The sequence below is a fragment of the Mesorhizobium sp. M1D.F.Ca.ET.043.01.1.1 genome, from assembly GCF_003952385.1.
Classification (GTDB): Bacteria; Pseudomonadota; Alphaproteobacteria; order Rhizobiales; family Rhizobiaceae; genus Mesorhizobium.
Map to the genome: position 1 here is coordinate 1,215,384 of NZ_CP034444.1, position 25,958 is coordinate 1,241,341.

Here is a 25,958-nt window from a genome sequence, read left to right on the forward strand (position 1 = left end):
TTACACCGAAACCTTTCTGATCCACTGGTCGATCGCCACGGCGCCGATGATGAGCACCCCGGTGAGCAGCACTTTCCATTGCGGGTCGGCGCCCAGCATGTTGAGGCCCATCGAGACGACGCCGACGATCATGGCGCCGAACAGCGTGCCGAGGATCGAGCCGCGGCCGCCAAAGAGCGAGATGCCGCCGATCACCGTCGCGGTGATGGCCTGCAGATTGTAGTCGGTGACGGCGGCGGACGGCGAAATCGAACCGTTGCGGCCGATCGAGACCCAGGCCGCGAAAGCGGCGATCAGGCCGGCAAGCGTGTAGACAGCCATCAGCACCGTCTTGGTCTGGATGCCCGAAAGTTTCGCCGCTTCCGGATCGTCGCCGACGGCATAGACATGGCGGCCCCAGGCGGTGTGGTTGAGCACGTACCAGAGCAGCATCACCAGCAGGACCATGGCGATCACGCCGGCGGTCAGCACCGCGGAACCGATCCTGAAGCTCAGAGCGAACAAGTGCAGCAATGGGGCCTGGGCGTCGACGTCGGCATCGCGGATCGTCTCATTGGCCGAATAGATGAAATTGGTGGCCATGACGATGTTCCAGGTGCCGAGCGTGACGATGAACGGCGGCAGCTTCATGTAGGCGACCAGCAGACCGTTGAGCAGGCCGCAGGCGCCGCCGGCGGCAAGCCCTATCACCACCGCGAGAATGGTCGGCATGCCGTAGGTGATGGCGCAATTGCCCATGATCACGGCCGAAATCACCATGATCACGCCGATCGAGAGATCGATGCCGGCGGTCAGGATGACCAGTGTCTGGGCAGCGCCGAGAATACCGACGATGGCAATCTGCTGCAGAATCAGCGTCAGCGTGTAGGACGAAAAGAAACGGCCGCCGATGGCGATACCGAAAATGATGATCGACAGCACCAGCACGATAAGCGGCACCGCCGCCGGTGTGGAATGCAGAAAATGCTGGGCGCGCTTGACGAACGACTTGCCGTGCTCCTCGAAGGCGGCGACGCTGGTGTCGCTGCTCGTGAGCACCTTCTCGAATTCCTGCATCTGAGACATGTATCCTCCCGTCTGCGCGGAGCTTGCTCATTGCCCCACACGCCGTTCACGCATTCCGGTCTGTTGCCGGGATTTATCAGCGCTTACGAAAGCGCATCGTCCACCCGATGCGGCCGGGGATCAAGCCCCGGCCGCAAGGTTTGTGCGCTCGTCAGGCCGGCATCAGCCCCAGCACTTGGCGAGGCCTTCCTTGGTGTCGATGGACTTCACGCCGTTCGCGGGCTTGTCGGTGACGAGGTTGACGCCGGTGTCGAAGAAGTTCTTGCCTTCGGTCGGCTTCGGCTTGGTGCCGTCCTTGGCGTACTTGGCGATTGCCTCGATGCCGAGCGCCGCCATCTGCAGCGGGTATTGCTGCGAGGTGGCGCCGATCACGCCTTCGGTAACCGACTTCACACCTGGGCAGCCGCCGTCGACCGAGACGATCAGCACCTGCTTTTCGAGGCCGACGGCCTTGAGGGCCTGGTAGGCGCCGACGGCGGCGGGCTCGTTGATTGTGTGGATGACGTTGATGGTGTTGTCCTTCTGCAGAAGGTTCTCCATCGCCTTGCGGCCGCCTTCCTCATTGCCGTTGGTGACGTCATGGCCAACGATGCGCGGATCGTCCTCGTCGCCGATCTTGTTCGGATCCTTCACGTCGATGCCGTAGCCCATCATGAAGCCCTGGTCGCGCAGAACGTCGACGGTCGGCTGCGAGGGGGTCAGATCAAGGAAGCCGATCTTGGCGTCCTTGGCCTTGTCGCCGAGGGTGGCGGCCGCCCAGGCGCCGATCAGCTTGCCGGCTTCCAGATTGTCGGTGGCGAAGGTCGCATCGGCGGCGTCGATCGGATCGAGCGGGGTGTCGAGCGCGATCACCAGCAGGCCGGCGTCGCGCGCCTTCTTCACGGACGGCACGATGCCCTTGGTGTCCGAGGCGGTGATCAGGATACCCTTGGCGCCGTCGGCGATGCAGCTTTCGATCGCCGCGACCTGGCTTTCGCTGTCGCCATCGATCTTGCCGGCATAGGTCTTGAGGTCGACGCCAAGTTCCTTGGCCTTGGCGGTCGCGCCCTCCTTCATCTTGACGAAGAAGGGATTGGTGTCGGTCTTGGTGATCAGGCAGGCGCCGACGCCGGCGGCCGACGCGGACGAGGCGAATGCGAGCAGGCCCAGCCCGGCCGCCGCAAATACGGTGGACTTCAGCAGCGATTTCTTGGTCACGATTTCCTCCCAGTGGAACCATTGCGGACGCCGGCCAACCCGGCGCCCTCAAGCGCATCCAACCATTTCTCCCAGCGTGGACGCCACCTCAAAAGACACCAGTCCGAGACATCTGTCAATAATTAAATCACTCTTATTTATTATTGACAGACTTGCGCCGTTCACTCATTCTGAACGAAAAGCAGTGCGGGGAAACTGACGGGAGGAACAGGGTGGAGACCGGCATTGCGAGGCACGGTTCGCCCGAGGCTCGGGAGAGCCGGCTGCATCGCGGCACAAACCAGAGCGGCATGCGCGACCACAATGAGCGGCTCGTGCTGTCCCTGGTGCGCCAGCACGGCAGCCTGGCCAAATCCGACATTGCGCGCATGACAGGGCTGTCGGCGCAGACGGTATCCGTCATCATGCGCGAGCTGGAGGAAGACAAGCTGCTGGTCCGCCAGGCGCCGCTGCGGGGCAAGATCGGCCAGCCCTCGATCCCGATGGCGCTCAACCCGGAAGGCGCCTTCTTCATCGGCCTCAAGATCGGCCGCCGCAGCGCCGAACTGGTGCTGATCGACTTCCTCGGCACGGTGCGCGCGATGCTGCACAATTCCTATCGCTATCCGGCGCCGCGCGAGACGGTGGAATTCGTCAGCGCCGGCATCAAGAAAATGCGCGGCGAACTGACGCCGGCGCAGGACAAGCGCATAGCCGGGCTCGGCATCGCCATGCCGTTCGAACTCTGGAGCTGGGCCGATACGGCCGGCGCGCCGCGCGAGATCATGGACGAATGGCGCCATCGCGACATCCGCTCCGACATCCAGGCGCAGTGCGATTTTCCGGTCTATCTGCAGAACGACGCGACCTCGGCCTGCGGCGCCGAGCTCGTCTTCGGCCAGGCGGGAGCGGCGCGCGACTTCGTCTATTTCTACATCGGCGCCTTTGCTGGCGGCGGCATCGTGCTCAACGGCCGGCTGTTCGGCGGGCCGACCGGCAACGCCGGCGCGCTGGGTTCGATGCCCGTGCCCGGGGCGGACGGCAAGCCGACGCAGCTCATCGACGTCGCCTCGATCGCCATCCTGGAAAAGGCGCTGAGCGCCAAGGGCATCGACGGCTCGTATCTTTGGACGTCGCCGCAGGATTGGGGCGAGATCGGCGCCGAACTCGACGACTGGATCGCCAGCGCCTCGCAGGCGCTGGCCTATGCCATCGTCGCGGCCTCCTCGGTCATCGATTTCGAAGCGGCGGTTATCGACGGCTGGATGCCTCTCGCCGTAAGGCGGCGACTTGTCGATGCGGTCACCGATGCCATCGCCGGCATCGACGCCGAAGGATTGAAACTGCCCATCGTGCGCGAAGGAACCGTAGGCATCCATGCGCGCGCGCTGGGCGGCGCCAGCCTGCCGCTGTCGGAGCGCTTCCTGATCGGACCGACCACGATTTCCAGGAGCGCCTGACCATGCTGATCGGTATCCCGCCGCTCCTCGGACCGCAGCTTCTGGCGACGCTCAGGGCCATGGGCCATGGTGACGAGATCGCCATCGTCGACGGCAACTATCCTGCCGAGGAACAGGCGCGCAGGCTGATCCGCGCCGACGGCCATCTTATCATTCCGGTGATCGATGCGATCTTGAAGGTGCTGCCTGTCGACGAAGCCGTGCCGGAGGCGCTGTTCCGCGCCTCCGTCAAGGGCGATCCGGCGCTCGCCGATCCCGTGCATCACGAGATGGAAGCGGTCTGCGCGAAACGCGCGCCGGGCCACAAGGTAATTGCGCTGGCCGGGGCCGACTTCTATGCACGCGTCAAGGCCGCGCACGCGATCGTGGCGACCAGCGAGCCCAGGCTTTATGCCAACATCATCATCCGCAAGGGCGTGATTTATCCGCCGGAGACCAAGACACAATGATCCTCTGCTGTGGCGAAGCCCTGATCGACATGCTGCCGCGCACGACGACCGAAGGCGAAGCGGCCTTCGCGCCTTATGTCGGCGGCGCGGTGTTCAACAGTGCGGTCGCGCTCGGCCGGCTGGGCGCCCCGGCGGGCTTCTTCTCCGGCCTTTCCTCAGACCTGTTCGGCGGCCAGCTCCGCGAGGCGCTGGGGGCTAGCAAGGTGAGCTCGACCTATGCGCACACTTCGCCAAAGCCCACGACGCTCGCCTTCGTACGGCTCAACAACGGCCAGGCGACCTACACCTTCTATGACGAGAACACCGCCGGGCGCATGCTCACCGTCGAGGACCTGCCGAAGCTCGGCGCCGAGATCGAGGCCATGCTGTTCGGCGCCATCAGCCTGATCTCGGAGCCCGCGGGATCCGCCTATGAGGAATTCATGCGGCGCGAGCACAACAGCCGCGTGATGATGCTCGACCCCAACATCCGGCCGAACTTCATCCCGGACAAGGCCAAGCATCTGAGGCGCATCCGCGAGATGATGGCGATGGCCGACATCGTCAAACTGTCGGACGAAGACCTCAACTGGTTCGACGAGGCGGGCTCGCATGAGGATGTCGTGCGCAACTGGCTGGACCGCGGGCCGAAGCTGATCGTCGTCACCCATGGCAGCGAAGGCGCCGTCGGCTTCAGCAAAGAGCACAAGGTCACGGTCGTGCCGCAGAAGGTGAAGGTGGTCGACACGGTCGGCGCGGGCGACACTTTCAATGCCGGCATCCTCGCTGCGCTGCACGAGCAGGGCCTGCTCACCAAGGCGGCGGTCGGGGGCCTGCCGGAAGACGCCATCCGCAAGGCGCTGGAGCTTGGCGCCAAGGCGGCCGCGGTGACCGTGTCGCGAGCCGGCGCCAACCCGCCGTGGCGGCACGAAATCGCCTGAGCTCGATCTGCGAGGGGCGCGAGGCCTCGCCGGCCGATCACTTTATGTTTCCAAGGACCGGAACAGCGCGATAAAAGGCGCCGAGAATGCGCCTGGAAGCCCGGATTTCCGCCTTCCTCGGGCAATACGCCGGCAAAAGACGGTAACAGGCTGCGACACTTGCGCAATTTGCCCTGCCCCCGGTCGGCTTTCTCAGCCGTGCCAAGTCTGGTACCAGCGGGCCGGTTTACTGGCAGTATTTGAGGCCGACATGCAGTTCATCGATCTTGGCGCGCAGCGCGAACGAATCCGCGACCGGCTGAAGGCCGCGATCGACAAGGTGGTCGAGGACGGCCGTTACATCCTCGGGCCCCAGGTCACCGAATTCGAGAACAAGCTCGCGGCTTACGTCGGCGTCAAGCATGTGGTGGCCTGCGCCAACGGCACCGATGCGCTGCTTCTGCCGCTGTTTGCCGCCGGCATCGGCCCGGGCGACGCCGTGTTCGTGCCGAGCTTCACCTTCGCCGCGACGGCCGAAGTGGTGGCGCTCGCCAAGGCCGAGCCGGTCTTCGTCGACGTCGATCCCGACACCTACAATATCGACATCGCCAGCCTTGAGGCGGCGATCGCCATGATCAAGAAGGAAGGCCGGCTGAAGCCGAAGGCGATCATCCCGGTCGACCTGTTCGGGCTCTCCGCCGACTACGAGGCGATCATGGCGATCGCCAAGCGCGAGAACCTGCTGGTGATCGAGGATGCCGCCCAGTCGATGGGCGGCTCGGCCGATGGCACGATGTGCGGCGCCTTCGGCCATGTCGGCTCGACCAGCTTCTATCCGGCGAAGCCGCTCGGCTGCTACGGCGACGGCGGCGCGATGTTCACCAATGACGCAGCGCTGGCCGACAAGCTGCGCTCCTTCGCCTTCCACGGCAAGGGCGAGACCCAGTACGACAACATCCGCGTCGGCATCAATTCGCGCCTCGACACGCTGCAGGCGGCGATCCTGATCGAGAAGCTTGCCATCCTCGAAGAGGAGATGATGGCGCGGCAAGCGGTCGCCGACCGCTATGCCAAAGGACTTGGCGACATCGTCAAGGCATCGCGCAATCTGGGCCACGGCCGCTCGGCCTGGGCGCAGTACGCCATCGAGACGCCGAAGCGCGACGGGCTGAAGGCCCATCTCGGCGAAAAAGGTATCCCGTCGGTCATCTATTATGTGAAGCCGCTGCACGAGCAGATCGCCTATCGCGACTACCCGCGCGCGCCGACCGGTCTTGCCGTTTCGGAAAAGCTGCCGAAGCAGATCCTCTGCCTTCCCATGCACGCCTATCTCAGCGAAGCCGACCAAGACAAGATCATCGAGACGATCCGCAATTATATTGGCTCGAACTCGGCGCATGTCGCGGCGGCCTGAGCATCTCAGGCAGGCGCGCTCTTCCCACTCGCAATGAAATGCGGATTGGCGAAATCGCTGTCGTTCGCCTGGTTGCGCTTGCCGTAGACGAGCGGCTCGCCGTCCAGCGTGCGCGTCATTCCGCCGGCGGCGCGCAGCACGGCGTCGCCGGCCGCCGTGTCCCATTCCATGGTGCGGCCGAAGCGCGGGTAGACGTCGGCCTCGGCGGCGGCGAGCAGGCAGAATTTCAGCGAAGAGCCGATCGAGACGATCTCGGCGGCGCCGAGGTCGCGGATGAAGGCCTCGGTCTCCGGCGTGTTGTGCGAGCGGCTGGCGACGACGGCGAGCGGCGAGCCCCCTGCACGCACCGTGATGGGCCGACGTTCGGTGATGCGAAACTCAGCGTCGACCTCGATCGCTTCCGCCTTGCCCGGCCGGCCGGAGAAGAAACGTCCGGTGCAGGGCGCAAAGACGACGCCGACTTCCGGCACGCCGTGGCGCACCAGCGCGATGTTGACGGTGAAATCGGTGCGGCGATTGACGAATTCCTTGGTGCCGTCGAGCGGATCGATGAGGAAGAAGGCGGCGTCGAGGTCGGGCGCGGCGATGCCCGCCGCAACCTCCTCCTCGGCCACGCACGGGATGTCCGGATAAGCGGCGCGCAGGCCGGCCAGGATGATCTTCTCGCTTTCGCGGTCAGCCTCCGTCACCGGCGAAGAGTCGGACTTCTCATCGACGGCGCAGCCTTCGTGGAAGACGCGCATCACCTCGCGGCCGGCCTCGAGCGCCAGACGCTCGAAGACGGCGAGCATCGTTTCGTCGTCAGATACCGCCGCCATTGTCATACTGCTCTTCGGCAATGTCGCGCTCGGTCAGCCAGTGTTCCAGGGCTTCCGCCATCTCCTGCGGGCTCCTGCCGAGAGTCTTGAGGTGGATTTCGGGATTCTCCGGCGCCTCATAGGGAGAATCGACGCCGGTGAAGTTCTTGATCTCGCCGCTCAGGGCGCGCGCGTAAAGGCCCTTCGGGTCGCGGCGGGCGCATTCCTCGAAGGGCGTGTCGACGAACACCTCGACGAATTCGCCCTCGCCCATCAACTCGCGCGCCATGCGCCGCTCGGCGCTGAAGGGCGAGATGAAGGAGACGATGACGATCAGGCCGGCATCGGCCATCAGCTTGGCCACTTCGGCGACGCGGCGGATGTTCTCGACGCGATCCGCGTCGGTGAAGCCGAGATCGCGATTGAGGCCGTGGCGGACATTGTCGCCGTCGAGGATGTAGGTGTGGCGCCCGGACGCGAACAGCTTCCTTTCGAAGAGATTCGCGATGGTCGACTTGCCCGAGCCGGACAGGCCGGTGAACCAGAACACCGCCGGGCGCTGGTTCTTCAGGTCGGAGCGGCCGCGCTTGCCGACATCGAGCGATTGCCAGTGGATGTTTTCGGCTCGGCGCAGCGAATGCAGGATCATGCCGGCGCCGACGGTGGCGTTGCTGATGCGATCTATCAGGATGAAGGCGCCGGTCGTGCGGTTCTCGGCGAAGGGATCGAAGGCGATCGGCGCCCGGGTCGACAGGTTGCAGACGCCGACCTCGTTGAGGTCGAGCGACTTCGCCGCCTCATGCGCGAAATCGTTGACGTTGACGCGGTATTTGAGCTCGGTGACGGTGGCGCTGACCTGATCGGTCTCGGTGCGCAGGATATAGGAGCGGCCGGGCAGCAGCGCCTGCTCGTCGAACCAGACGATGTTGGCGGCGAACTGGTCGGCGACCTGCGGACGTGCGGCCGGCGACACCAGCATGTTGCCGCGCGACACCTCGACCTCGTCCTCGAGGACGAGTGTGATGGCTTGGCCGGCGACGGCCTGCTCGAGATCGCCGCCATGCGCGACAATGCGCCTGACGCGCGAGGCCCTGCCCGACTTGGCGACCACGACCTCGTCGCCCTGCGAAACCGTGCCCGAAGCGATGGTGCCGGCAAAACCGCGGAAGTCGAGGTTCGGCCGGTTCACATATTGGACCGGAAAGCGGAACGGCAGCTCGACGGCCGCCTCATCGACGGACACGATTTCCAGATGCTCGATCAGCGACGGTCCGGAATACCAGGGCGAGCGCTCGGAACGGCTGGTGACGTTGTCGCCGAAGCGCGCCGACATCGGGATCGGAACGATGCTCGCGAAGCCCAGCCCCTTCGCGAAGTCGCCGTAGTCCGCCACGATCTTGTCGAACACGGTCTTGTCGAAGCCGACGAGGTCGATCTTGTTGACGGCAAGCACGATGTGGCGGATGCCGAGCAGCGAGGCGATGATGGAATGGCGCCGGGTCTGGCGCAGCACGCCCTGGCGCGCATCGATCAGCACGATGGCGAGATCGGCGGTCGAGGCGCCCGTCGCCATGTTGCGCGTGTACTGCTCGTGGCCGGGCGTGTCGGCGACGATGAACTTGCGCTTCGGCGTGGCGAAGAAGCGGTAGGCGACGTCGATGGTGATGCCCTGCTCGCGCTCGGCCTCCAGCCCGTCGACCAGCAGCGCGAAGTCGATGTCGTCGCCGGTGGTGCCATGCTTGCGAGAGTCATTCTCCAGCGCGGCGAGCTGATCCTCGAAAATCTGCTTGGTGTCGGAAAGCAGCCGGCCGATCAGCGTCGACTTGCCGTCGTCGACCGAACCGCAGGTGAGGAAGCGCAGCAGCGACTTCTTCTCCTGCGAGGCCATGTAGTCGCGGATCGAGTCTGTAGGGGCGAGGCTCTTGGCCATGATGTGGCGCATCGTCAGAAATACCCCTCGCGCTTCTTCTTTTCCATGGACCCTGCCTCGTCGCGGTCGATGAGGCGGCCGTGGCGTTCGGAGGTGCGGGCGGTCAGCATCTCGCCGACGATGGCCTCAAGCGTGTCGGCGTCCGATTCGATGGCGCCCGTCAGCGGATAGCAGCCCAGCGTGCGGAAGCGTACGAGACGGTTCTCGACCGTCTCGCCGGGGCGAAGCTGCATGCGGTCATCGTCCTTCATGATCAGCATGCCGTCGCGTTCGACAACCGGGCGCTCCTTGGCGAAATAGAGCGGCACGATCGGGATGTTCTCCTGCAGGATATACTGCCAGATGTCGAGCTCGGTCCAGTTGGACAGCGGAAAGACGCGGATCGATTCACCCGGCGCGATGCGGGTATTGAAGATCTTCCACATTTCCGGCCGCTGGTTCTTCGGGTCCCAGGCGTGCTGCGCATTGCGGAAGGAAAAGATGCGCTCCTTGGCGCGCGACTTCTCCTCGTCGCGGCGGGCGCCGCCGAAGGCGGCGTCGAAGCCGTATTTGTCGAGCGCCTGGCGCAGCGCAACCGTCTTCATCACATGGGTATGGGTATTCGAGCCGTGATCGAACGGGTTGATGCCGTCGCGTACGCCGTCTTCGTTGACATGGACGAGCAGGTCGAAGCCGAGCTTCTGCGCCATCTGATCGCGAAAGGCGATCATTTCGCGAAACTTCCAGGTCGTGTCGACATGCAGGAAGGGAAACGGCGGCTTGGCCGGATAAAAGGCCTTCATCGCCAGATGCATCAGCACGGAGGAATCCTTGCCGACCGAGTAGAGCATCACAGGCTTGGAGAAAGAGGCCGCGACCTCACGGAAGATGTGGATGGATTCGGCCTCGAGCCGCTGCAGGTGGGTGAGCGCGATATTCATGGACTATTGAGCGTTCTTTCGTGCCGGCCAGGCCTTGCAGCAGCGGTTGGCGCGGTTTCCTAAAACAGCCCGTCAAGCCCTGGACACTTCTCGCGGGCGTTCTAGCAGATCGCCATCGCCCATAACAATGCAAGACCCGCGCCGGGCATAGCGGTTTGGGAATGAATTTTCCAAGTGAGCCTGATAAGTCGGAAAATTCTCCCAGACAAGCTGAGCAATTGAAAGGGGCCGAACAACCTGTTTGCTTCGATCGGCTAGATTGACTTCCAGGAGCTTTCGTCCAGACCGCCGATTTTTGGCAGACATCCGTCGGTCGCCCTATCGGAGACCGGAGCCAGCCGCTATACCGGCGCGGGAACGGGGCGAGGCGCGGTAGAACGGGATCGGTCGGGGCAGTTGTTCGAAGCCCGGCGGGTCTGCGCACAACCTGGAAGATTGCGAAGCAAAGCATTGAACCCGTTTACATCGTTCCGGCGCCACTTCACGCCGACACAGATCAACATCTATTTCTCGATCGTCTGCTTCTTTTCGCCGCCTGTACTGGGGTCGGTGGTGAGCTTCGTCTTCAATGGCGGCGCACTCTGGTCGGTGTTTCTGCTCGCCTTCGGGCGGCGGCAGCTCAACATCGACCGGGCCATGCTCGCCGTGACGGCGGCGATCTGTGCCTATTGCGCGGCCCTGGTGCTTGCTTCGGCCGTCAACGGTGCGCTCGGGGCGGATCTGAAATATTTCCTGCCGCTGATCACCTTGCTGTTCTTCCCGATCTCCTATTCGACCTGGAGCATCACGGACAAGGTCAGCCTTGCGCGCGTCGCCGTGCTCGCAAGCGCCGCGGCCTGCTGCGGCGCGCTGGCGCTCGCCATCGTCCAGTACAGCTGGATCGGCACCAGGGCCGAGGGCGGCGCCGGAAATGCGATCGTGTTCGCGACCGTCACGTGCCTTGGCGTCATGACGTGCCTTGCGGGCGCGCTCTCGGGAATCGTGAAGGGCTGGAAGCTGCCGGCCACCGCGGTGCTCGCGGGAACGATCGCCATCCTTCTTTCGGGCTCGCGCATCATCTGGCTTGCCCTGCCGATCGCCGCCATCGCCGTCGTCGTGATCAATCGCCGCAGGTTCGCCAGCGCCAATCTGATGCGCGTGGCGCTGATCGCGGGCGCGGCCTGCCTGGTGATCGCGGCCATCGGCTTCCCCGTCATCATGGATCGCATCGATTTCCTGTTCAGCGACTGGAACGCGCTCACCAGCAAGGGCGACCACTCGACGGCGCTCGGCCTGCGCGTGGCGATGTGGGAGATCGGAGTCGGCGCGTTTCGCGAGATGCCGATTTTCGGCCATGGCATCTCGGGCGGCCGGGCGCTGATGAAACAGGGTTTTCACGATCAATTCGGCATGGACGCAGGTTACAACCATTATCACAACGGCTTTCTGACCGCGGCGGTGCAGGCCGGTTTGCTGGGGGCGCTGGCGCTGGCGGCGATCTTCATCGTCGCGGCCCGGGACGCGGCAAGGGTGCTGCGCCTCAGCGCCGATCCGGTGGAGCGGTTTGGTGCGACAATGATCATTGTCACCGTCATCACCTATCTCGTCGGCGGGCTGACCGGCATCGTGGTCGGCCAGGACCTTCTCGATTCGACACTGATGGTGTTCCTGGTTTCCGGAACCTATCTGGCCTGCGGACGAACGGTGCCGGCGACCGGCAAGGGCGCGGTTGCCATCCCGTCAACCGCCGGCCGGGAATCATGAAGGTTCTGGTTACCGGCGCGACTGGTTTCATCGGGCGGCGGGTCGTCGGCAGGCTGCAGGAGGGCGGATTTGACGTGCGGGTCGCCTCGCGCCAGCCGGAAAGGCTGCCGGCCGCGGACGATGCCGTCCGGCTGCCCGGCGTCGATGCCGCCGACGAAGCCTTCCTGGCGCTGATGCGCGATGTGACGCATGTCGTTCACTGCGGGGCGCTCAACAACGACCGTCGTGCCAGCGACGCCGACTACCAGGCCGTCAACGTAACGCTGACCGGGCGGCTGGCCAAGGCGGCAGCAGCCTGTGCCGGCGGGCGTTTTGTCTACCTCTCCTCGATCCGCGCCGTCGCCGGTCCCCGCTTCAGCGGCACGATCAGCGAAACAACGCCCCCTGACCCGCAATGCGCTTATGGCCGCTCCAAGGGGGAAGGCGAGGTCAGGATGCTCGAAGCCTATGCCTCGGCGGGTCGGGCTGGAGCGACGGCGCTGCGCCTGCCGCCGGTTTATGGGGAAGGCATGAAGGGAAACCTGCGCGAGCTGATGCGGGTCGCCGCCACCGCCTTGCCGCTGCCGGCAGGCCTTCTCACGGGAGTTCGCTCGCTGCTGTCGCAGGACGCGGTGGCCGGCGCCGTGGCGCATCTTTTGACCCGCCCCACGCCGCCGCGCCCGACCTATGTCTTGGCCGATGCTTCCCCAGTTGCGATGTCCGAGGTCATCACGGCGTTCCGGCGCGGATACGGCCTTCCAGCCCGGTTTCTTGCCGTGCCGGCCTGGCCGTTCCGGCGGGTGGCCATGCTGCTTGGCAGACAAGCATCGTACGAAGCCTGGATGGCGACACAGATTTGTGACCCGTCACCGCTGATTTCAGAGGGCTGGATGCCCGAGGCCGATACGCTCGGCCGGCTCGAGGAACTGGCGCGACAGAAGGCCGGTCAGGCCCGGTAGAGTGTCCCCAGCAATATCTTGAGGTCGAAGCCGATCGAAGCGGCCTTCAGATAGGCGGCATCGGTCTCGGCGCAGAGTTTGGGGTCGGACATGTCGATACCCTTGATTTGCGCCAGCCCGGTCATGCCCGGAAGCGCCGCCAGCACGCCCAGCCGCTGCCGGTATCCGATCAGCTCCGTCTGTGTCGGCAGGCATGGACGGGGGCCGACAAGGCTCATCTCGCCCTCGAGCACGTTCCAGAGTTGCGGCAGTTCGTCGATCTTGGTCGCGCGCAGTACCTTGCCGACCGCGGTGACCGAGCCGGCAGGCGCCTCGTGGGTGGGCAGGGCGGGGGTGTCCCGATGCATCGTGCGCAGCTTGCGGCAGGCAAAGACAGCGCCATCCCGCCCGACGCGCGGCTGCGAAAAAACGGCCGGTCCGGGCGATGTCGCCCTGATCGCCAGCATGGCGACCAGCACGATCGGCGACGTCAGCGCCAGCATCACGGCCGCGATAATCAGGTCGAAAGCGCGTTTTGCCGTCACGGCTCAGATTCGCTGCCAGAGAAAGGCGAGATAGAGCCCGAGCGTCCCCATCAGGGTCTGCCGGTAGACACCGCTTTTGCCGAGCAGGCTGAAGCGCCTGAAAGCGCTGCCCTTGCGCGCCATGATGAACAGGCGAAGGCAAAGTGCCGCATCGCGTGTGACGAGGTCGCGGTTGACCGCTAAGCCCCTGAGATTGATGTCCGTCCAAGTGGCGAACTGGCCCTGGAACAGACGCCCGAGCCTTGAAAGCCTCGCGCTCCACGAGACGTTGGCGCCGACAAGGTTTGCCGCATGCTGCCGGTACCTGACCAGCGGCCGCGGCTCGTAGCGGACCTTGCCGCCGGCGGCGGTGACGATGAGATAGGCCCACCAGTCATGGCTGACGAATTCGGTTCTCGCCGAAGCCTTCGCCAGAAGGTCGCGCGCCGCGCGGTTGAAGAGCATGGTGTTGCCGCCGGCGATGCTCTGCACCAGCGCGTTGCGGAAGGACGGCGGGCGGCGGAACAGCGGCGAATGGCCGGCCGGGACGCCGGTCTCGGAAATGGTCGCCGTGCGCGAGCAGAACAGGAGCGGCGTTGCCATATCCTCTCCCTCCATCCAGCGAATGGCGCTCTCCAGCCGGTCCGGCTCCCAGACATCGTCCTGGTCGCAAAAGGCATAGTAATCGGCATCGATGCGCGGATCGATGACCATCGAGCGGAAGTTGGCGGCGAAGCCCTTTTGCGGGCCCTGCACCAGCGTAAGGGAACCCTTGCTCCAGCGGGACCGCCACGCCTCGACGATTGCGGGCGTGGCGTCCGTCGAGCCGTCGTCAGAGACCCAGAGATCAACATGAGGCCAGGATTGCGCGAGCAAGGATCCCAATTGCTCGTCGATGAATGCCGCGCCGTTCCTCGTGCCCATGAGAACGGCCACGCGCTGATCTCTTCCTGTCACGGCCTCAAAACTCGCTGGGCATTCGAACTAGCTTCAATAGCCAATTGCTGGCGGGCGGCACAGGCCTAAAGCGCATAGTGGGCTTCAAGTTTTTGATTTTACGCATGTCTTTGTCCCGAAACCGGTTTCCACTTTCGGGAGACATGCTTAGCCGACCTGTCCGGCCGTTTTCGGCACCGCCCGCTCGGGCGCGCCGCCAATGTCGTCCTCCGCCCGGTAGAGCCCGGCCAGGATCGCAAGCGCCGCGGCCTTGTCCTGGTCATGCATGGCGGCCACCAGCGCCGGCAGCGCGGCTTCGATCCTCGGCCATTGCGCGACGTCGGTCCTGAGGCCGAAGATCTTGGCGATGTCGAGCTTGACGACCTCTTCGCCCTCGCCATGCAGTGTCTCGTGCAGCTTCTCGCCGGGCCTGATGCCGGTGAAGCGGATCGGAATGTCGGTATAGGGGCTCTTGCCGGCCATGCGGATCATGGTCTCGGCGACTTCGAGGATCGGCACCGGCTTGCCCATGTCGAGCATATAGATGGCGTAGTCGTCCCTGCCCTGGCGCTGCTCGGCATCGGCGGCCGACATGATGACGAGATCGACGGCCTCGGCCACCGTCATGAAATAGCGCGTCATGCGCCGGTCGGTGATGGTGACCGGCCCGCCGGCCTCGATCTGCGCCTGGAAGATGGTCGCCACCGAGCCGTTGGAGCCGAAGACATTGCCGAAGCGCACGGCGATGAATTTGGTGCCTGGGACGCCGCCATGGTGGCCGTTCAGCCCGCCGGCATGGGAGGGCGGCGGCGCGGCATGGGTTTCATGCAGCGAGGATACGATCTGCTCGGCCGCCCGCTTTGTGACGCCGAGAACCGAGGTGGGATCGACGGCCTTGTCGCTGGAAATCAAAAGGAACTGCGGCACCCCGCATTCGGCCGCGACCTCTGCGCAGGCGAGCGTGCCGAAGACATTCGTCTCGATCGCCGCTTCCCAGTTCTCTTCCAGCAGCGGCACGTGCTTCAGCGCCGCGGCGTGAAAGATGATCGAGGGTTTGAACTCGCTGACGAGGCGCATCATGTGAGGCCGGTCAGTGACGTCGACGATGCGGCTGGCAAGCCGGTCGCGGTGTCTTTCCTCGATCAGCTGATCGAGCTGGAAAATGCCGAATTCGGAATTATCGGCCACCAGCACCGCCTCGGCGCCGAGCTCCAACGAGCGCTTCACCAGGACACGGCCGATGGAGCCGGCGCCGCCGGTGACCAGCACGCGCTTGCCGCCGACGAAGGCGCCGATGCGCGCCGTGTCGGTGGCGACCGCCGAACGGCGCATGATGGTTTCCATCTCGACCGCATCGAGAACCAGCTTGCCGCCCTGCCCCAGTTCCGAAAGGCCGGAAAACTGGACGACGGCGATGCCGCTGTGGCGGGCAACGCGCACCAGTTCGGCATAATCCTCGATCTCGCGCTCGACCCCCTTGCCGAAGATCAGCAGGTCGAGGTTTTCCGTGCCGTTGACATACTCTTCCAGCACCTCGACCAGGCGCGGCATGAGCGCCACGACCGGAACGCCCTGGATCTGGGTGCCGAGCGGCGCGTCGCTCTCGGTCGCCATGATGCCGGCGATGGCGTATTCGGCCGGCACGGCCGTGCGGGTGAAGCGGACGATCACGTCGGCCTCGCTCAGCCGGCCGATGAACAGCGCCTGCTTGATCGGCGCGTCGCCGGGAGCGCGGCGCAGGATGCGCCAGGACGCGCCGTCGCGGAGGAAGCGATAGTAAAGCCTGGGCGCCGAAATGATGGTGAAGGAAACCAGGAAGAAGACGATGAACTGGCGCTCGTTGAGCCCGGCTACCGGTTGGAAAAAGGAGCGGAAGGCAATCGAGGCCAAATAAAGGACGACGGTCAGGCTGCCGCAGCCCTTCAGGATATTGAAGAAATCGGGCGTGGAAGCAAAGCGCCACACAGTGTTGTAGAGGCCGCAATAGCGAAACAGCAGATGGGCAGTGAGCACGATGAGCACCCAGCAGGCCAATCCGCCGTAAGAGAACGCGTCGAAGGAAAGCCGCGACTGCGACAGGACGAGGCTAAGCGCCACCGAAGCCAGGACCATGACAAGGTCCTGCATCATGATGATGGCGCGCCGCATCTTCGGTCGGATTCCCGATACGGCTTCTACGTATGCGGTCATTGGGTGGTACTGAACTCCAGGCGCGGGAACATGACTACCAGAATAGCGCCGGATCGACCATCGTCGTCCGCCACGACTCCAGATTGCAATCCCCAACCCCGTCACCCGGTTACCGCATTAGCGCGGAGTTCGGGGGACCGCCAGAGGTTTTTTGGCGCGGGAGGTTGTTAAGGACCGGAGTGCGGCGCCGCCGCGCCACCTGGCGGCCGTCCGACCGTGGAAATGATCGCCGAAAGCTTGTCGGCCTTTCCCCAGAAGGCCAGCGGCTCGTAGTCCGGATAGGGATAATGACCAAGGTTGAGTTCTATCTTCCAGCCATTTTCACGAATCCAGGTCTCGACCAGCCTGCGCACCGAAACAGGTTTTCCCGAGCAGATGTTGATAGCGCCAATATCCTGCCCCAGCGTGGCAAGTGTAGTAAGAAATTCCGCGACGGCCGTTACCGGCAGATAGTCGCGCAACTGCTCCCCGCCCGACATGTCGAAGACTTCTCTTCCTTCCATGACCGCTTGGCGCAATTGAGAAAGAAGCGAGTTGGAAGACTGCCCCTCTCCATACAGGTAAAACAGCCTTGCCCAGACGAGATTGAAACCATGCGTCCTGGAGAGAAATTGCAGTTGGTTGTGCAAGGCGTTTTTGGAAAACCCGTAGCAATTGCCAGGCAAGCATATGTGATCCTCGCCAAGAGCTCCGGATTGCATGCCATACTCAAAGCACGTGCCTGCAACAGCCAGCGTAGGCAACCCGGTTTTTACAAGTCGAGCGAGGAATGAATATTGCGCGGGGAGCTCTTTCTCGAAATGGTGCAGCGAATGATAGTTCGGCAATCCGCCCCATGCGAGGTGGATCAGCACATCCGGCGAACCCAGGTCCGGCCAGTCCGGCTCATCGCCGGCGCCTATGGCGATCTCCCGGACTTCCGTCCCCGTATGCAGGAGTTGACCCGGCAGATGTGACGCATCGCGCACGCAGACGATCGTTTCATGACCCCGCCGGCGCAGTTCGGCCAGGACATGGCGTCCAATGAAACCGGTCGCGCCCGTCACCGCGACCCGCATCAGAACACCTTGAGTTCGGGTATGGACGTCACAAAGGAGGCACCCCATTCGCGCGCGTATGCGAGTTGGGTGGCAATCTCTTCAGACAGGTTCCATGGAAGGATAACAATATAATCCGGCTTCTCGTCGCGGATCTTTTCCTCGCCCGCTATCGGAATTCGGCTTCCGGGCATGAACTTCCCCTGTTTGGCAGGATTGAGGTCCACCACAACGCTTATCAGATCCGGACGGACGCCGGCATAGTTGAGGAACGTGTTGCCCTTCGCGGCGGCGCCGTAGGCAACCACCTTTTTACCGTCGTTGCGCGCCGCCAGCAAAAACGAAACGAGCGCATTCTTCGCCTCATCGGTTCTTCGCTGGAAGCCAGCGTAGCCTTCACGGGAAGACAGGCCTGCCGATGCCTCACGTTGCAGCATCGCTGCAACGGAGGGATTTTTCGCGCGCGATCCGGTGTCCTTCCTCTGCGCGAACACACGCAGGCTGCCGCCGTGGGTCGGCAATTCTTCGACGTCGAAGACAGACAGACCGTTGACATCGAAGATCCGGTTCACGGCGGTCAAGGACAGATAAGAGAAATGCTCATGGTAGATCGTGTCGAACTGGACCAGATCACGCAGATTGAGCAGGGATGGAAATTCGAAGGTGGAAACGCCGTCCGGCTTCAGAATGCTTGCAAACCCCTTCACGAAATCATTGATGTCCGGCACATGGGCGAGCACGTTGTTCGCAGCGGTGAGGTCGGCGCCCCGGCCCTCGGCCATCAGTTTCTTGCCGAGCGCCTCGCCGAAAAACGACTGGACGATCTCGATCCCCTTTTCGCGGGCTGCCCTGGCGGTGCTTTCGGTCGGCTCGATGCCCAGGCACGGAATTCCGGCGGCTTTGAAATATTGCAGCAGATAGCCGTCATTGGCCGCCACTTCCACCACGTGGCTCGCGGCATCGAGCCCGAACCGCTCGGTCATCGACTCGCAATAGCGTTTGGAATGCCTGAGCCATGAGGCCGAAAAGCTGGAAAAATACGCGTACTCATGGTCAAACAATTCGTCAAACCTGGCAAAATCCTCCGTCTGCACCAGCCAGCACTGGGTGCAGACGAGAACGCGAAGCGGGAACCATTTTTCAGGACCGCGCATCGCCTCTGCCGTCAGATATGCATTCGAAGGGGGCGCGCTGCCCAGGTCAACGAAGCTCTGCGTTACGGGCGCTCGGCAGTGTCTACAAATCATATTTCCAGGCCTTCGAATGCGCTTGTGATGAAAGGATGGGATGCGTCTCGGGTGGAACGCTCGGTGATGGCCATCGGCCATTCGATTCCGAACGCGGGATCGAGCATGTTGACGGCGCCCTCCGCCTCCGCGGAATAGGAAGCCGTGTGAAAATAGAGCATCTCGCAATCACTGCAGAGCGTCTGAAAGCCATGAGCGAAGCCTTCGGGGATGTAAAGGCTGCTGTGATTGTCGGCGCTTAAGACAGTGCCATACCATTTGCCAAACGTGGCGGAGCCCTTTCGAAGATCAACGGCGACGTCGAAGACCTCTCCGCGCAGGCAAGACACGATCTTCGTCTCTTGAAAAGGCTGGCGCTGAAAGTGCATGCCGCGGGCTGCGCCGGCGTTCCTTGTCAGCGTGTGATTGACCTGGGCGACCTTGCGCCCATCGAGGAACGGGGCGAGTTCCGTGGTGCAAAACAAGCGTTCCAGGTAGCCGCGGTGGTCGCTTAGCACACTGCGCCTGATCACCAGAAGCCCGGCAAGGGGCGTTTGCTCAACCGACAGGCGCGCGCTCATGAGACAGGGGTATCCAGATAACCGCGGATCTGCTCGCGGCACAAATCAGCCATGTCCTCGCCGCGCGCCCAGGACTCATGCCATCGAACCGTCTCTTCCAGCGCGCGGCGCAGCCTCCAGCGCGGCCGCCAGTTCAGTCTGGCGCGTGCCTTTGAACTCGACAAAGCCAGCATTTTCGCCTCATGCGGACGCTCGCCGTCGAAAATCTCCCAGCGTATCCGCGGGAGCAGAGCCTGCAGCGTCTCGACGATCCAACGCACCGGCTTGGCATCATCCTCGTCAGGCCCGAAATTCCAGCCTTCCGCGAAGCCGACGCCGTCGCGCCACAACGCTTCGGCGATCAACAGATAGCCCGACAGCGGTTCGAGCACGTGCTGCCATGGCCGCGTCGCTTCCGGCGAACGGATGACGAGCTTTTCGTTTCGGTCGATGGCCCGCAGGAAGTCCGGCACCAGTCTGTCGGCCGACCAGTCGCCGCCGCCTATGACGTTGCCGGCGCGCGCAGACGCCACGCCCACGCCCGCGGCCGCGAGGAACGAGCGGCGATATGCTGCGGTCACGAGTTCGGAACAGCCCTTGCTGCTCGAATACGGGTCATGGCCCCCCATCGCTTCGTCCTCGCGATAGGCCCAAACCCATTCACGGTTCTCGTAGCATTTGTCCGTCGTGACATTGACGACTGCCTTGACCGACGATGCGTGTCGCACGGCCTCCAGGAGATGCGCCGTGCCCATCACGTTCGTTGCATAGGTTGCCAGCGGATCGGCATAGGAGAGGCGCACGAGCGGTTGAGCCGCCAGATGCAGCACGATCTCGGGCGCCGCGGACAAAACAGCCTCGCGCAGCTTGGCGGCGTCGCGGATGTCGCAGCGCAAATCTGCTTCAAGAAGCCTGTTCACACCAGCGACGCCGTAGAGCGACGGATCGCCGGATGGGTCCAACGAAAGGCCTGTGACCTTCGCCCCCATTCCCGAAAGCCACATGCAAAGCCAACCACCCTTGAAACCGGTATGGCCCGTCACAAGGACACGCTTGCCGAACCAGAAGTCGGCGCTGGGTTTTGCGCTTGCGGTCATTGCCATACCCGCCACGGCGCTTTCCCGCTCGCCCACAAGGCTTCGAGCTGATTGCGATCACGCAAGGTGTCCATGGGTTGCCAGAAGCCTTCGTGGCGCCAGGCAGCCAGCTGGCCGTCCGAAGCAAGGGTCTCGAGCGGTTCCCGTTCCCAAACCGTGGCGTCGCCGGAGATACGGTCGATGACCTGCGGCTCCAACACAAAGAAACCGGCGTTGATCACCCCACCGTCCGCCTTCGGCTTTTCCTGAAATGACCGCACGTCGTGACCGTCCAGATTGAGCGCCCCAAACCGGCCAGGCGGCGTCGCGGCGGTAAGCGTCGCCAGCTTGCCGTGACGACGATGGAACTCGACAGTTGCGGTGATGTCGACGTCGCCGACGCCGTCGCCATAGGTGAAACAGAACGTCTCCTCCCCTATGAATTGCCGCACGCGGCGAAGGCGGCCTCCGGTCATGGTTTCATCACCGGTGTCGATGAGCGTGACCTTCCAATCCTCCGCACGGCTCTGATGCGTGGTCATTTGATTGTTGGCAATGTCAAATGTCACGTCGCACATATGAAGGAAGTAATTGGCGAAATACTCCTTGATCATATACCCCTTGTAGCCACAGCAGACTACGAACTCATTTATTCCATGCGCCGAATAGCACTTCATGATGTGCCAAAGGATCGGCCTGCCGCCGATTTCAACAAGCGGCTTCGGGCGAATGGACGTCTCTTCCGCCAATCGGGTACCAAGTCCGCCGGCGAGTATCACCGCTTTCATCACAAGCTCCATGCATCGGTAAGATATCGGTCGAAGGTGCCTAGTTTGCTGGTCCCAGTTCCCAGGCTGCTGTTGGTGACATCCTCAATGGATAATATGCGTTGCCATCGGGGAACGGATATTGCACCACGGGGCGATAGGGAGGTTCACGGACGGAACCCCGGACAGTCGCTTTCATAAACGGCGAAACGACGGTTCGATATCCTTTCTCGGCGGCGTCCACCGCAAGGGCCCCGGCCAACTCGGCAAATGATAATCCATCCGGCAGGTCTTTGCAGAGATTTTCCAGCCGCTTGGCGGGCGCCAGCCAGAACATCGGCGTGAACGTATCCACACTGCGCTGCAAAAAAGCCTCCCCATGATAACCCGAATGGTAGGAGGGGCGACCATGGTACGGGCACGTCTCGCCGTTGCGGTAGGCACGATAGCCGCCGGTCCAAAGCATGGTCGCATCGTCGGAATGCAACGTGCCGCCGACAAACGCGATATCGTCCTGGACCTCGCACAGCCCGATCGCCTCGGAAATCCACTCGGCGTCTTCGATCATGAGCGCGGAATCCACGATCGCGATGTATTCATGGTCGCCCGACTTTGCGCGAACGATGTCGATCAGTTCGGATACGGTGCCCACAGAGCTGTCGACCTTGCCGTCGGCTCCGCTCTGGTGCGTTGCCACCACGAACGTCGCAGGCAATTCGCCGGTCTTGCGCCGGAGCCGCCACATGCCGGCGTGCCCGAACAGATCGTTCTCGACGATTTCGATGCGGTCCGCGAGTTGTTGCAGTTGCAGGTGCTGTGTCAGCACATGGCTTTGTGAAACCAGCGTAAACGGTTTCACGAATGGATCGGCCGATGCCGTCGATTGCGGGTGCGTGCGCCACGAATAGACGACTTCGTTCATGTGAACCGGAGTGGCCCCATCACGGATGAACCTCAGGAAAGTATCCCAATCATGACAGCCGTTCGCCTTGTCATCCGTGTATGCGTTCAGTTTCAGCGCCGTATCGCGGCGGATCGCACACAAGTGCGCCACGTAGCAGCAGCCATAGAACATGACGGGATCCCAGTCCCTCTTCATGAAGGGACTGTGGCGTGAGGAATACACGCCGCATTTGTCTTCGTCCGAATAGACCAGTTCCGGAAGACCGCGCTCGATCAGAAAGGCTGAGATCAGCGCCGCGGCATCGGAGGTGACGAGGTCGTCGGAATCCATCGGAAGGATATAGTCGCCCGTCGCGTTTTCGAGACCGACCCGCATGCCGCCCAAAATACCCTTGTTCTTTTCCACCTGGACAAGGGTCGCACGATCGCTCGTCGAAGCGATTTCTCGAAGCGTCGCGGCCGTGTCGGGATCGGTCGATCCGTTGTCGACCAAGATCCATTCCAACCTTTGATGGCTCTGGTTGTTGATGCATTGCGCGAGCTCAAGCAGGAACCGGCGTTCGGTGTTGTAGACCGAGGTGACCACCGACAGCTTCAGTCCCTCTGTCCGATCCGGGCTGAATGTGCCCGGCATGCGCGCGGCCACCCTCCGGTCGAGCCAAGCCTGATAATCCTCCGACCGAAGATCGCGCCAATTCCAGCCCGGCCTCGGAGTAAACCATGGGTTCGAGCGATCGAAATTGACGTTGTAGTAGGGATCGTCGATTTCGCCCCAGCGGGCGACAAGCCGATCCAGTTCCGTCGAGAAGACCCCTTCCTTGGACAGGGACTCGAAATGGTAGAGCTCGGCCGAAGGTTCCTGCACAACGCCGTGTCCCAGGTCGCGCAGGCGCAAACAGAAATCCACGTCGTTGTAGTTCAGCGGGAACTCTTCATCGAAGCCGTCCAAGTTCCAAAACAGGCCGGACCGAACCATCATGCACGCTCCGGTCACGGCGATCACTTCGCGTGTCAGACAGGCTTCCATGTTGGGACCGGGCTCATCGGCGCGCCGACCGATCATCACATGCGACGGGCCGGAGTCCTGGAGCACCACGCCGGCGTGCTGAAGCGTATTGTTCTCGAAGAGAAGCTTCGCGCCTACGCATCCGACGCCGTCGAGCGCACAGATACGCATCATGTTTTCCAGCCAGTCCGGCGTCTTGACCTCGATGTCGTCGTTCAACAGAACAAGGTATTCTCCTTGCGCCGCCCGTGCAGCCTTGTTGATCTTGTCGGCGAGATTGAAAACAGGACTTTCATAGCGAACGAGCGTGTGTCGCGGAAACGCTCGCAGAGCCTCCTCCGCCGCGGCCGAAAGCGGCCCGTTGCATGAGACCACCACCTCGAGGTTCGGATATGTGGAGCGTGCGATGCTGCGCAGGCAGTTTTGGAGGATGTCCGTATTTCGGCCCCGAATGATGCCTTCCCGGCCGGCCGTTGGGATCACGATGGAGACCAATGGAGCAGGACTGGGCAAGTCCGGAACGGGTCTCCAATTGCCGGGGTAGTCGGTGGACTGAACGCTCCCTTCGATACCCCTTCGCCGAAGGCAATCCTCAAGCGCCTTTTTCTGCTTCTCCAATATTCCGGTCTTGGCTTCTATATTGCCGGCGGTGCTCCCGGCTCCGACGCGCCAATGGTACAATACCTTCGGTATATGAACGATCCGCCTGGTCTTTTCAGCAATCCGCAACGCGAGATCATAATCTTGCGTGCCATCGAATTCCGGTCGAAAGCCGCCCACCTCATCCACCAGAGTCTTGCGATAGACGGAGAGATGTCCCGTAAACATCCTGGTCAGCAGGTGCACGGGAGACCAGTCCGGCTTGAAGTACGGCGAGTAGAACTCCCCGCCCGAGTTGGTCTTGTCCTCGTCGCTGTAGATCAGATCGACCTCGGGGTACGCGCAGATGACACGCGCATTCTCGAGCAAAGCGTCGGGGTGCAGCGTATCGTCGTGATCCAGCAGAACGACATATCTGCCGCGCGCACGCCGCAGGGCCTCGTTCGTCGCTTCCGAAATTCCGCGATTTCTGTCGCATTCCACCACGGCGAACCGCGAATCCGCGGCGGCATATTCCCGCAATGTTCGCACCACACGGGAATCCGTGGATGCGTCATCAACCAGAATCTGTTCCCAAGTCCCCAAGGATTGGCCTGCCACGGAATCGAGCATCGCCCGCAATGCAGCGTCGTCGGTGTTGAAGACTGGCGTCAGAATCGAGAAGAGCAGCTCTCCGGGCTCGAGGCGGCCATCGGCGAGATCAGGTACTTCCCGGAAATCCGGGATGACATGCTTGCCGAGAAAGGATGAGGCGTTGCCATTCATCTGGCGCCAGATGCTGCGCCGGAAAAAAAGCCTTGCCTCGCCGCCGGCAAGAGCGTTGGTCCCAGCCAATTGCATGGCGGCACGGCTCAATCGGGACGACAGGCCTGCCACGCCCTCACGCCGCAGCACCGTCCAGCCCACCCGCAGCAGGGGCCGCAATCCACCCACGCGGCGGCGCATGGTCTTGGCAAGCCGGACCGTCTCGCGAGGCGCCAACAGGAGCGACATCGCTTGCGGTGGTTTGAGTGCCAGGCGGCGAACTGAGGCGAATGGACGACCAATCTTGCGCGCAATCGCCCGGATGGCCCGTAGCGGCCTGGTTATTCGCCAACTGGTCGAGGCCCTCAGCGACGCGATCTCCCCCCGATACGAGTGCAGTTCAGCTTGCAGCGCAGCGACCTCTTCGCGATGCGCATCAAGCTCGCTCTCAAATGCCTTGATTGTTTCCCCGGCATTTGCCAGCGCCTCCTGCAGCTCCGCGCTTGCTTCGAGCGACCTCGACAACTCGTTCTCCACCGACGAAAGCCGCTCACCCAGTCTGCGCGCGTCCTCCCTGGACCCCTGCGCCTGCTCGTCGAGGCGGGCGACCTCCGCCTCCAAATTCGCGATTGCATCCTCGGGATGGATCGCCCTTGGCGTAAGGGGAGGCAGAGTGGTGAAGCGCGCCCGCTCATACATCCGACCTTCATATTGCAGCCGGCCCGGCACAACCGATTCGAGCTCGCCGCGAACCCGCTGCCTGCCCAGCCGGGCGTCTTCCGGCAAACGCTTGCGCAGGACGACGCAGGAGTTTGTGAACTCTATTGAATCGATCGTATCGAGCCAGTCGAGATCACGCGCGCCGATAGCGTGACGATCGAGAATTGGAATGAGGAGTTCCCGTGAACGCTGGTCCACATCCCAATGTTCATGATTGATGACATCGGCGAGGCGTTTGAAGAAGGACATCGCCGAGCCGGGTGCGAAGAGCCCCCCTTGGTACTCGGGATAGTAGCTGCATTGCATGTCCTCCACGACGTAGATTCCGTCCGGCGCCAGCTTTGGAAACAGCAGCAGGAAGGACTTGATCATGTCGCTGGACTGGTGCGAGCCGTCGTCGATCACCACGTCGAGCGGCGGCGCAAGCGTATCGCACCACGCGGGGTCCGTAGCGTCGGCGACAATCGCCTTGACGCGCGCATCATCGAAGGTCAGCTGGCCGACCGCTCGATCGATATCGACGCCCGTTATCGTCCGGGCATGCTCGAAATATTTTGCCCAAATTTCAAGCGAACCGCCGTTCTGTATGCCGATTTCGAGAAGATGCAGCGGCTTGCGGCGTAGTGGCTGGAAGAGCCTCTCGTACATATTGAGGCAATGTTCCCACTTGTCGGAAACTTTGCCTCGATGCGCGTCAAATAGCTCATTGAGTGATCTTTGCTTCATTCAGCATCTTCGCGGTTCACCGCTCTGTTGAGATTTCCCAGCCAACGTCGGCAGCCTCGACCGCCACGCCCCCAACAGTCCACGCACTCCCGCGCGTGTCATGATCCTTGCATTTGAATTCGAGGCCGTGATAGAGGACCGACCAGCCAGAAGCAATAGCTGGCTTCGAGGGT

General features: G+C 62.9%; 20 protein-coding genes. 6 read left to right on the plus strand and 14 right to left on the minus strand.

Annotation, left to right across the window (positions count from 1 at the left end):
- Positions 1–1,065: an ABC transporter permease gene (locus EJ067_RS06255; RefSeq protein WP_126085169.1), complete on the minus strand. Its 1,065-nt coding sequence runs from the start codon at positions 1,063–1,065 to the stop codon at positions 1–3.
- A 162-nt stretch (positions 1,066–1,227) separates the two neighbouring features.
- Complete coding sequence (locus EJ067_RS06260) at positions 1,228–2,262, minus strand: sugar ABC transporter substrate-binding protein (RefSeq protein WP_126085170.1); 1,035 nt, start codon at positions 2,260–2,262, stop codon at positions 1,228–1,230.
- 212 nt (positions 2,263–2,474) lie between these two features.
- On the opposite strand from EJ067_RS06260, the gene EJ067_RS06265 reads away from it, so the two are divergent.
- From EJ067_RS06265 to EJ067_RS06280, 4 genes are all read left to right on the plus strand, one after another.
- Positions 2,475–3,701 (plus strand): ROK family transcriptional regulator, encoded by a 1,227-nt coding sequence (locus EJ067_RS06265; RefSeq protein WP_126085171.1) that lies wholly within the window; start codon positions 2,475–2,477, stop codon positions 3,699–3,701.
- Between the two features lie 2 nt (positions 3,702–3,703).
- The gene (locus EJ067_RS06270) at positions 3,704–4,150 is read left to right on the plus strand and encodes an RbsD/FucU domain-containing protein (RefSeq protein ID WP_126085172.1); all 447 of its coding nucleotides are present in this window, start codon (positions 3,704–3,706) and stop codon (positions 4,148–4,150) included.
- Positions 4,147–5,070: a carbohydrate kinase gene (locus EJ067_RS06275; RefSeq protein WP_126085173.1), complete on the plus strand. Its 924-nt coding sequence runs from the start codon at positions 4,147–4,149 to the stop codon at positions 5,068–5,070. The genes EJ067_RS06270 and EJ067_RS06275 overlap by 4 nt, the downstream gene beginning before the upstream one ends.
- Before the next feature lie 250 nt (positions 5,071–5,320).
- Entirely contained in the window at positions 5,321–6,463 is a 1,143-nt protein-coding gene (locus EJ067_RS06280) for a DegT/DnrJ/EryC1/StrS aminotransferase family protein (RefSeq protein WP_126085174.1), read from the plus strand.
- Positions 6,464–6,468: 5 nt separating this feature from the next.
- Here EJ067_RS06280 and cysQ read toward each other — a convergent pair whose 3' ends face one another.
- The 3 genes from cysQ to cysD are packed head-to-tail and all read right to left on the minus strand — an operon-like array spanning position 6,469 to position 10,110.
- On the minus strand, positions 6,469–7,254 hold the full coding sequence (cysQ, locus tag EJ067_RS06285) for a 3'(2'),5'-bisphosphate nucleotidase CysQ (RefSeq protein ID WP_189510709.1): 786 nt from the start codon (positions 7,252–7,254) through the stop codon (positions 6,469–6,471).
- Positions 7,255–7,264: 10 nt separating this feature from the next.
- Positions 7,265–9,202 carry a sulfate adenylyltransferase subunit CysN gene (gene cysN, locus EJ067_RS06290; RefSeq protein WP_189510435.1) on the minus strand — a complete coding sequence of 646 codons (1,938 nt, stop codon included), beginning with the start codon at positions 9,200–9,202 and terminating at the stop codon, positions 7,265–7,267.
- 2 nt (positions 9,203–9,204) lie between these two features.
- Positions 9,205–10,110, minus strand: a complete 906-nt coding sequence (cysD, locus tag EJ067_RS06295; RefSeq protein WP_126085177.1) for a sulfate adenylyltransferase subunit CysD — start codon at positions 10,108–10,110, stop codon at positions 9,205–9,207.
- A 450-nt stretch (positions 10,111–10,560) separates the two neighbouring features.
- On the opposite strand from cysD, the gene EJ067_RS06300 reads away from it, so the two are divergent.
- Positions 10,561–11,853 (plus strand): O-antigen ligase family protein, encoded by a 1,293-nt coding sequence (locus tag EJ067_RS06300; RefSeq protein ID WP_126085178.1) that lies wholly within the window; start codon positions 10,561–10,563, stop codon positions 11,851–11,853.
- Positions 11,850–12,791, plus strand: coding sequence for an NAD-dependent epimerase/dehydratase family protein (locus EJ067_RS06305; RefSeq protein ID WP_126085179.1), 942 nt, complete (start codon positions 11,850–11,852; stop codon positions 12,789–12,791). Before EJ067_RS06300 ends, EJ067_RS06305 begins: the two co-directional genes overlap by 4 nt.
- Here the strand turns inward: EJ067_RS06305 and EJ067_RS06310 are convergent.
- From EJ067_RS06310 to EJ067_RS06350, 9 genes are all read right to left on the minus strand, one after another.
- Positions 12,779–13,273, minus strand: a complete 495-nt coding sequence (locus EJ067_RS06310) for a sugar transferase (RefSeq protein WP_126089512.1) — start codon at positions 13,271–13,273, stop codon at positions 12,779–12,781. The genes EJ067_RS06305 and EJ067_RS06310 overlap by 13 nt on opposite strands.
- A gap of 45 nt (positions 13,274–13,318) precedes the next feature.
- Positions 13,319–14,230 (minus strand): glycosyltransferase family 2 protein, encoded by a 912-nt coding sequence (locus EJ067_RS06315; protein ID WP_245468184.1) that lies wholly within the window; start codon positions 14,228–14,230, stop codon positions 13,319–13,321.
- Positions 14,231–14,398: 168 nt separating this feature from the next.
- On the minus strand, positions 14,399–16,420 hold the full coding sequence (locus EJ067_RS06320; RefSeq protein WP_189510437.1) for a nucleoside-diphosphate sugar epimerase/dehydratase: 2,022 nt from the start codon (positions 16,418–16,420) through the stop codon (positions 14,399–14,401).
- A gap of 167 nt (positions 16,421–16,587) precedes the next feature.
- Positions 16,588–17,478 (minus strand): NAD(P)-dependent oxidoreductase, encoded by an 891-nt coding sequence (locus EJ067_RS06325; RefSeq protein ID WP_126085181.1) that lies wholly within the window; start codon positions 17,476–17,478, stop codon positions 16,588–16,590.
- On the minus strand, positions 17,478–18,704 hold the full coding sequence (locus tag EJ067_RS06330) for a class I SAM-dependent methyltransferase (protein WP_126085182.1): 1,227 nt from the start codon (positions 18,702–18,704) through the stop codon (positions 17,478–17,480). The genes EJ067_RS06325 and EJ067_RS06330 overlap by 1 nt, the downstream gene beginning before the upstream one ends.
- Positions 18,701–19,264 (minus strand): dTDP-4-dehydrorhamnose 3,5-epimerase family protein, encoded by a 564-nt coding sequence (locus EJ067_RS06335; protein WP_126085183.1) that lies wholly within the window; start codon positions 19,262–19,264, stop codon positions 18,701–18,703. The genes EJ067_RS06330 and EJ067_RS06335 overlap by 4 nt, the downstream gene beginning before the upstream one ends.
- Entirely contained in the window at positions 19,261–20,340 is a 1,080-nt protein-coding gene (gene rfbG / locus EJ067_RS06340; protein ID WP_126085184.1) for a CDP-glucose 4,6-dehydratase, read from the minus strand. Before rfbG ends, EJ067_RS06335 begins: the two co-directional genes overlap by 4 nt.
- On the minus strand, positions 20,337–21,107 hold the full coding sequence (rfbF, locus tag EJ067_RS06345) for a glucose-1-phosphate cytidylyltransferase (protein WP_126085185.1): 771 nt from the start codon (positions 21,105–21,107) through the stop codon (positions 20,337–20,339). The genes rfbG and rfbF overlap by 4 nt, the downstream gene beginning before the upstream one ends.
- Positions 21,108–21,147: 40 nt before the next feature.
- The gene (locus tag EJ067_RS06350; RefSeq protein WP_126085186.1) at positions 21,148–25,785 is read right to left on the minus strand and encodes a glycosyltransferase; all 4,638 of its coding nucleotides are present in this window, start codon (positions 25,783–25,785) and stop codon (positions 21,148–21,150) included.
- Positions 25,786–25,958 lie beyond the last annotated feature (173 nt).

Bases quoted from the DNA above. Each gene is read 5' to 3' on its own strand.
- EJ067_RS06255 (WP_126085169.1), bottom strand. From the start codon at position 1,065: ATGTCTCAGATGCAGGAATTCGAGAAGGTGCTCACGAGCAGCGACACC.
- EJ067_RS06270 (WP_126085172.1), top strand. From the start codon at position 3,704: ATGCTGATCGGTATCCCGCCGCTCCTCGGACCGCAGCTTCTGGCGACG.
- EJ067_RS06275 (WP_126085173.1), top strand. From the start codon at position 4,147: ATGATCCTCTGCTGTGGCGAAGCCCTGATCGACATGCTGCCGCGCACG.
- EJ067_RS06280 (WP_126085174.1), top strand. From the start codon at position 5,321: ATGCAGTTCATCGATCTTGGCGCGCAGCGCGAACGAATCCGCGACCGG.
- cysQ (WP_189510709.1), bottom strand. From the start codon at position 7,254: ATGCTCGCCGTCTTCGAGCGTCTGGCGCTCGAGGCCGGCCGCGAGGTG.
- cysN (WP_189510435.1), bottom strand. From the start codon at position 9,202: ATGCGCCACATCATGGCCAAGAGCCTCGCCCCTACAGACTCGATCCGC.
- cysD (WP_126085177.1), bottom strand. From the start codon at position 10,110: ATGAATATCGCGCTCACCCACCTGCAGCGGCTCGAGGCCGAATCCATC.
- EJ067_RS06305 (WP_126085179.1), top strand. From the start codon at position 11,850: ATGAAGGTTCTGGTTACCGGCGCGACTGGTTTCATCGGGCGGCGGGTC.
- EJ067_RS06310 (WP_126089512.1), bottom strand. From the start codon at position 13,273: ATGCTGGCGCTGACGTCGCCGATCGTGCTGGTCGCCATGCTGGCGATC.
- EJ067_RS06320 (WP_189510437.1), bottom strand. From the start codon at position 16,420: ATGACCGCATACGTAGAAGCCGTATCGGGAATCCGACCGAAGATGCGG.
- EJ067_RS06325 (WP_126085181.1), bottom strand. From the start codon at position 17,478: ATGCGGGTCGCGGTGACGGGCGCGACCGGTTTCATTGGACGCCATGTC.
- EJ067_RS06330 (WP_126085182.1), bottom strand. From the start codon at position 18,704: ATGATTTGTAGACACTGCCGAGCGCCCGTAACGCAGAGCTTCGTTGAC.
- EJ067_RS06335 (WP_126085183.1), bottom strand. From the start codon at position 19,264: ATGAGCGCGCGCCTGTCGGTTGAGCAAACGCCCCTTGCCGGGCTTCTG.
- rfbG (WP_126085184.1), bottom strand. From the start codon at position 20,340: ATGACCGCAAGCGCAAAACCCAGCGCCGACTTCTGGTTCGGCAAGCGT.
- rfbF (WP_126085185.1), bottom strand. From the start codon at position 21,107: ATGAAAGCGGTGATACTCGCCGGCGGACTTGGTACCCGATTGGCGGAA.
- EJ067_RS06350 (WP_126085186.1), bottom strand. From the start codon at position 25,785: ATGAAGCAAAGATCACTCAATGAGCTATTTGACGCGCATCGAGGCAAA.